The organism is Actinoplanes sp. NPDC048791, assembly GCF_040650095.1.
Classification (GTDB): domain Bacteria; phylum Actinomycetota; class Actinomycetes; order Mycobacteriales; family Micromonosporaceae; genus Actinoplanes.
This window is the reverse complement of the sequence record NZ_JBEZGQ010000422.1, coordinates 1-6,878: the sequence shown is the minus strand read 5'-3', so window position 1 is coordinate 6,878 and position 6,878 is coordinate 1. Positions and strand designations below refer to the sequence as shown.

Annotated in this window: 6 protein-coding genes; 4 read left to right on the top strand and 2 right to left on the bottom strand. The window is 70.1% G+C overall.

The genetic code is table 11. The annotated features are described in order from the left end of the window. The 3 genes from AB0C29_RS26620 to AB0C29_RS26610 all read left to right on the top strand — a co-directional run. Positions 1–1,549, top strand: a 1,549-nt coding sequence (locus AB0C29_RS26620) for a CHAT domain-containing protein (RefSeq protein WP_360825348.1), incomplete at its 5' end; no start/stop codon positions are given. A 42-nt stretch (positions 1,550–1,591) separates the two neighbouring features. Next, positions 1,592–3,073, top strand: coding sequence for an amino acid permease (locus AB0C29_RS26615; protein ID WP_360825345.1), 1,482 nt, complete (start codon positions 1,592–1,594; stop codon positions 3,071–3,073). Positions 3,074–3,110: 37 nt separating this feature from the next. Continuing rightward, positions 3,111–3,251, top strand: coding sequence for a hypothetical protein (locus AB0C29_RS26610; RefSeq protein WP_360825343.1), 141 nt, complete (start codon positions 3,111–3,113; stop codon positions 3,249–3,251). Between the two features lie 809 nt (positions 3,252–4,060). On the opposite strand, the gene AB0C29_RS26605 is transcribed toward AB0C29_RS26610, so the two are convergent. Together AB0C29_RS26605 and AB0C29_RS26600 are read right to left on the bottom strand one after the other, a co-directional pair. Next, complete coding sequence (locus tag AB0C29_RS26605) at positions 4,061–4,750, bottom strand: hypothetical protein (protein WP_360825340.1); 690 nt, start codon at positions 4,748–4,750, stop codon at positions 4,061–4,063. A 414-nt stretch (positions 4,751–5,164) separates the two neighbouring features. Continuing rightward, complete coding sequence (locus tag AB0C29_RS26600) at positions 5,165–6,097, bottom strand: helix-turn-helix domain-containing protein (RefSeq protein WP_360825338.1); 933 nt, start codon at positions 6,095–6,097, stop codon at positions 5,165–5,167. A gap of 71 nt (positions 6,098–6,168) precedes the next feature. Between AB0C29_RS26600 and AB0C29_RS26595 the strand changes: the two genes are divergently transcribed. After that, on the top strand, positions 6,169–6,878 hold a 710-nt coding region (locus tag AB0C29_RS26595), incomplete at its 3' end, for a saccharopine dehydrogenase (protein WP_360825335.1).

The following is a 6,878-nucleotide window of genomic DNA, read 5'->3' as shown; positions in this document are numbered from 1 at the left end:
TGACCAGCCGGCCGCGGTCGCCGCCTTCGAACGGCTGATCGGCACCGCGCCGGCGCCGGTCCTGTCCCGGGCGCTCGCGGCCCAGCAGCTCGGGCACCTGCTGGCCCGGAACGGTGACGCGCAGGGCGCGCTCGCCGCGTTCGGTACGGCGGTGAGCCTGCTGGACCTCGTCGCCTGGGTCGGGCTCGGCCGCGACGACCAGGAACGCCTCCTGGCCCAGTTCGGCGGCCTGGCCTCGGCCGCTGCCGCCTGCGCGCTGTCGCTCGGACAGCCGGACACTGCCGTCGAGGTGCTGGAGCAGGGCCGCGGAGTGCTCTACGCGCAGGCCCTGAGCCTTCGATCCGGTGGCGACGTGGCCCGGGAACGCGCACCCGAGCTGACCGAGCGGCTCACCGCTCTGCACGCGCTGCTCGACCCGGCCGCTCCCCAGGAACCGGGCCGGGTCCCGTGGAGCCGCCAGGAGGCCGCCGTCGCCCGGAACCGCCTGATCGACCAGATCCGCGAGGTCGACGGGACCTTCCTGCGTCCACCGGGCCTCGCCGCGCTGCGTGACCTGGTGGGGGAGCGGTGCGTCGCGATCGTCAACGTCAGCCCGTACCGGTGCGACGCGATCCTGCTGACCGGGGGCCGTACGCACGTCGTACCGCTGACCGGTCTGGACCTCGACGACGTCCGGGCGCACGCCCGGTCCCTCCTCGCGGAACCCGCGGCGGCCCTGACCGGGCTGCTCCCCTGGCTGTGGGACACCACGGTGGGCCCGATCCTCGACCGGATGACCGAGCTGGGCCTCGCCCCGGACGGAGATACCCCGAGCCTGTGGTGGTTGCCGACCGGGCCGATGTCCTACCTGCCGCTGCACGCGGCGGCCCTGCACCGGGTGGTGAGTTCATACACGCCGACGCTGCGGGCGCTCGACGCCGGCGACACCGTGCCGGGCGGTCCGGCTGTGGTGGTCGCGATGCCGGAGACCGCCGGCCACCCCGCGCTCCCGCGGGCTGTCCCGGAGAGCGAGGCGGTCCGGGACATCCTCGGCCCGGAGACGATCGTCGTGTCCCGCGGCGAGGCCACCCGGACGCGGGTCGCCGAGCTGCTGCGGGAGGCGTCCGTGGTCCATTTCGCCTGTCACGCCACCACGGACCACGAGCGGCCCTCCGACAGTCACCTGGTGCTCGCCGACGGCCGGCTGCGCGTCCGGGACCTGATCACCCTCCGCCCGCCCGCGGGTGGCCGGACGTTGGCGTACCTGTCGGCCTGCTCCACGGCGACCACCGGTGCCCGGCTGCCGGACGAGAACATCCACCTCGCCTCCGCCCTGCGGCTGGCCGGTTTCGCCGGCGTCGTCGCCACCCTCTGGCCGGTGCCCGACATCGTGGCCGCCCGCGCCACCACCGCCACCTTCGGTGGGCTCAGCACCCGCACCACCCCCGAGGCGGTCCACGCCTGCGCCCGGCAGCTCCACGACCGGTACCGGCAGCGCCCCGCGATGTGGGCCGGCCTCGTCCATGTCGGTCCCGGCGGGACCGGCATGGTTCGCCCGCTGCGGGGGTAACCGCAAGCCGCGCCGGACAGAGGGGAGCCCACCGTGTCGATGATGCGGACCAAACCGATCGAGGTCGTCCTGGCCCAGAGCGGCGACCAGGCCGAGGAGGGCCGCGAGGGCGACGGACGGCTGCGCCGGCGGCTGGGGCCGCTGGACCTGATGGGCTTCGGGATCGGCATCGTCATCGGTACGGGCATCTTCACGCTGACCGGCATCGAGGCCCGCGACCACGCCGGCCCGGCCGTCATCGTGGCGTTCGCGCTCGCCGGGGTGGCCAGCCTGCTCGCCGCCCTCTGCTACGCCGAACTGGCGTCGAGCGTGCCGACCGCGGGCAGCGCCTACACGTACGCGTACGCGACCATGGGCGAGATCGTCGCCTGGATCATCGGCTGGGACCTGGTGCTGGAGTTCGCCCTGGGCGCCGCCGTGGTCGCCCGCGGCTGGTCCGGCTACCTGGCCGAACTCTTCGACCTGCCCGGCACGTTCTTCGGCGAGGACAGCGTCGTCAACCTGGGCGCGGTCGCGATCGTGCTGCTGCTGGGCGCGGTCGCCACGATCGGCATCCGCCAGTCGTCGCGCGTCACCAACCTGCTGGTCGTCGTCAAGGTGGCGATCTGCGTCTTCGTGGTGATCGCCGGCGCCTTCTTCATCAAGGCGGCCAACCTGACCCCGTTCGTCCCGCCGTCGCAACCGGTCGAGGACGACGCGTCGGGCCTGACCCGCCCGCTGTCCCAGCTGCTGTTCGGCATCGACCCGTCGGCGTTCGGCGTGGCCGGGGTGCTGACCGCGGCGGCGGTGGTCTTCTTCGCGTACACCGGCTTCGAGGCCGTGGCCAACCTGGGCGAGGAAACCCGCAACCCCCGCCGCGACCTCCCGCTGGGCCTGTTCGGCACGCTGGGCGTGTCGGCCCTGCTGTACGTCGCGGTGTCGTTCGTGGTCGTCGGCATGGTCGACTACCGCCAGATCGACCGCGGCGCCCCGATCGCCTCGGCCTTCGACGCGGTCGGCGCCGGCTGGGCCTCGTCCCTGGTCTCGATCGCGGCGGTGGCCGGCCTGACCAGCGTCATCCTGGTCGACATCGTGGCGATCGGCCGGATCGGCTTCGCGATGTCCCGCGACCGCCTGCTGCCGCCCAAGGTGGGCGCGGTCCACCCCCGCTGGGGTACGCCGTACCGGACGACCATCGCGGTGACTGTGGGGATCGCGCTGCTGGCGGGCTTCGTGCCACTGTCGTCGCTGGCGAACCTGGTGAGCATCGGGACGCTGTTCGCGTTCGTGGTGGTGTCGGTGGCGGTGCCGGTGCTGCGCCGGACGCGGCCGCAGCTGTCCCGGCCGTTCCGGGTGCCGCTGTCCCCGGTCCTGCCGATCGTGTCGGCGTTGGCCTGTCTGTACCTGATGACGAACCTGTCGGTGGAGACGTGGCTGCGGTTCCTGGCCTGGCTGGGGATCGGGATGGTGGTCTATCTGACGTACGGGCGGCGCAACAGCCGGGCCGCGGAACGCGAGGCGGAGGGGGCGGGGTCGGCCCACTGAGCGGCCCTGGCTTGTCGCGCGCTCGTACGCTGCGACCATGAGATGGGTCCTCGGCACGGTGACGCTACTCGTGGTTGTGGCGGTCGGTCTCGGCCTGGCCCGCGACGCCAGCCTCGCGCGGCGGATCGGTCGCGAGGTGAACAAGCATGACGAAAGCTCGGCCGCTGAGTCCGATTGACGGGCTTGATGCCTGTCTGCCAGCCGATGACATCGGCGCTCGATCACGGTGACATCGATCAGACGACGTCCGCATCGAGTGCGGGCTGATCGATCTTCGCCGGGACATCCCACCGGTGACCGGAGCTGGCCGGACGTAGGCGACACGGCACCTCACCGGTGAGCAGCGCACCTGAGGAAGACGAGCGGCTTACTGAAACGATCGAAGTGCTGTTCAGGTTGTGACCTTCCAGGACTCCTGAAGCGGGGAAATGATCTGACCGGCAGCGGCGGCATCCGCGGCGGGCATCTCGGCCCTGCAGGTAGGAGCACCACCGCGGAGTTCGGGACACGCATGGCCTTGTTCGCGAGTTCGGGCGCCACCTGTCCATGACAACCGGCTCACGTGTCGTCGGCTGGTACTCCGTTTACGCACGGTAACAGCACCACAGGCCTTAGCGCCTTGTCCGCGGCAGATGAGCGCCTCTGGCTGGTTCCGGGCGCTCACGCTTTCATCAATCTGGTGTAATCAATCATCTCCCCCTCCAAGGCCAGTCATGCCAGACTTTGTCGTATGGGTAAGCGGGAAGTATGGCTATGGTCTGTCGACGGCGTCGTCGATCACGATGAGGGCCTAGCTCAGTCACTTGTGACCGATATATTCCCTCGCTCGAATAAACCCCCGAAGGGGTCAATCCTTCTAGGCATCGGTGCGAAGGACCCGTACAGCACACAACAGCACCCCTCCTTTAGTCGCTGCCGAGAGCACTCTTGTCGGCAGTTGCGAGTAGTTCGCCGCGTTGGATGAGACGCTTCAAGATAGTGGGCGGCTCACGAGCCCGGCGAATACGGCTCATCCGGAATCGAACGCAATGGCTCATCGTCAACCTTGCCGCCGTCATCCCCGCTTGCCCGTAACAGGCCAGGGGGGCGTACCGGGTTGGCCGGGATGTCGGAAAGTCTGGCTGGTGGAGTAGCCGTACGCGAGTCAGCACGGACCTCTTCTGGAATCCGCTGAATCGGCGTCAGTACATGCTCCGACTCGGGGGCGTTGTTCGCGCCTTCAACCATCGGCGCCACGGTGGCGGGCTCGTTAGATCGATGAGTCGGAACGGGTAGGTCCGGCGGGGGATTGACGGTGTTTCTTTCTTGACCATCTGGGCGACGGCTCCACCAAATGCCCGCAAGTAGGAAGATGGTGAAGGTAGTTGCCCATACTGCGGGTAGTATCCAGCTGGACAAATGGCCTGGACGGACTTGATCGATTGGCCAGGCAGCGACCAGGCAGACACACAGGGAGCTGACGGCCGTCAGTGCAAGCAGTCGTCGCACGCGCGCCGCATGACCATGCTTCAGTGCCTGAAAGTTCCAGAATGCAGCAACGACCAGCAGAAGTACCAAGCCTACTATCGTCTCGATAGGTTCCCAGGAGCCGTCTGCGACGCTGACGCTGATGACGGCCGCCAGCGCCACTCCGAGCAGCGCCGCTTGATCATTTCCTTGTCCATCTCGTGTTGTCACGCTTGGATTCTCGCGAACTTCACGCGGGGTGGGAAGGATTGCCGAGAACAAAGCTGGAGAAAGGGCAAACGCACTAAATTCGGCAGTTCCGCGCACTCGTGCCGGAATGGATTTATGATCGTTTACACGCAGCGCGAACGGGATGAGGGGCGATCGCCGGCTCCGCCGGCAGTCAACATTCGCGAGTGGCGCTCGTTCTCACGGGCACTACGACGCGCGGCGTCGGCGTGGTGGCGCGAAAGTCGCGAACCTCTGGCGCCCGAAGTCGCGGACGAAGCCAACCGGTGTCCCGGCGCCGAACTGGATCATGAAAGCGGAACCACGGCGATCGCCGAGCCGCCGACATTATTGAGCTGTCGATCGGCGATACGCCCTACTGTCTGCCACAGGGTGTCGGTGCGCGGCTGGCGCCGGTCAGCGGAACGTGCGCCGGTAGGTTTCCGGCGGTACGCCGAGCTGCTCGTTGAAGTGCCGCCGCAGCGTCGTCGCCGTGCCCATCCCGGTCCGTGACGCGATCTGCTCGACACTCAGATCCGAGGTCTCCAGCAGCTCCTGCGCCAACCGCACCCTCTGCGTCAGCAGCCACCTCAGCGGACTGACCCCCGTCACCGCGTGGAAGTGCCGGGCCAGATTCCGTGAGCTCATCCCCGCCCGGCGGGCCAGCTCCCGCACCGTCAGCGGCGAAGCTACGCGTTCCAGCGCCCATGGCAGCACCTCCGCCAGCGCGTGGTCCGGCCCGTGGCCCACCGCGGCCGGGATGAACTGGGCCTGGCCGCCCTGCCGGTGCGGGGGCACCACCAGGGTGCGGGCCAGGGCGTTGGCCACCGCCGTACCGTGGTCGGTCCGGACCAGGTGCAGGCAGAGGTCCATGCCGGCCGCTTTGCCGGCCGAGGTCAGCACGTCGCCGTCGTCGATGTAGAGCACGTCCGGGTCGACGTCGATCGCCGGGTAGCGGTCGCGCAGCAGCGCCGTGTGCGCCCAGTGGGTTGTCGCGCGCCGGCCGTTCAGCAGGCCCGCCTCGGCCAGGATGAACGCGCCCGTGCACAGCGACGCCACCCGGGCTCCGGCCTCGTGGGCTGCGCGGACGGCGGCGACCAGGGCCGGTGGCGGCGGGTCGGCGGCGTCGCGGCAGGACGGGACGATCACCGTGTCGGCTTGCGCCAGGGTTTCCAGGCCGTGCTGGATGCCGGCTCTGAGCCAGCCGCCGACGGCTGCGCCGTCGTCGCCGCAGATGGTGAAGTCGTACCAGGGGGCGGCCAGGTCGCGGTCCACGCCGAAGACCTCGCACGCCGCGGCGAGCTCGAACAGCGGGGTGCCGTCGGTGACGGCCAGGGCGACAGAGGGCATGTCCGAAACTGTACGGGGTATGGCGTTGCGGACACTGGCCGTACCGGATCGGGTCGGCCAGGCTGATCACCATGAGTGAGCGGATCGCTGTGCTGGGCGCCGGGGGTCACACCGGCGGGTTTGTCGTCGCCGAGCTGCGGCGGCGGGGGATGACGCCGATTCCCTGCGGTCGGGCCACCGACCTGGACGAGGCGTTCCGGGAAGCCGACGCGGTGATCAACTGCGCTGGTCCGTTCGCCTCGACCGCTGCGCCGACGATTCAGGCCGCGATCCGGGCCGGGATTCCGTACCTCGATGTCACCGCCGAGCTCGAGGTCGTCGCGGACACCTTCGCCGCCTTCGCGGGTGCGGGCATCCCGATCGTGCCGGCGGTCGCCTTCTACGGCGGCCTGGCCGATCTGCTCGCCACCGCGGCGGTGGGGGACCGGCTGGTCGCCGATCACCTGACCATCGCGTACGCCCTCAGCAGCTGGCGCCCCACCCCCGGCACCCGGGCGACAGGCCGGGTCTCCGCGCAGCGCCGCGACGGCCGGCGCGTGACCTACACCGGCGGCCGGCTGCGGCACCGCACCGGCGACGCGCCCCGCACCGTGTGGACCTTCCCGGCGCCCGTGGGCACCCGGCCGGTGGTGGGTGAGTTCACGACGGCCGACAGCGCCGTGATCCCGACCCACCTGGACGTCCCCGAGATCTCCACGGTGATGACCAGCAACGCGGTCGACGACCTGCTCGCCGCCGATCCGTCGGGGCCCGTGGCGGTCGACGAGCACGGGCGGTCGGC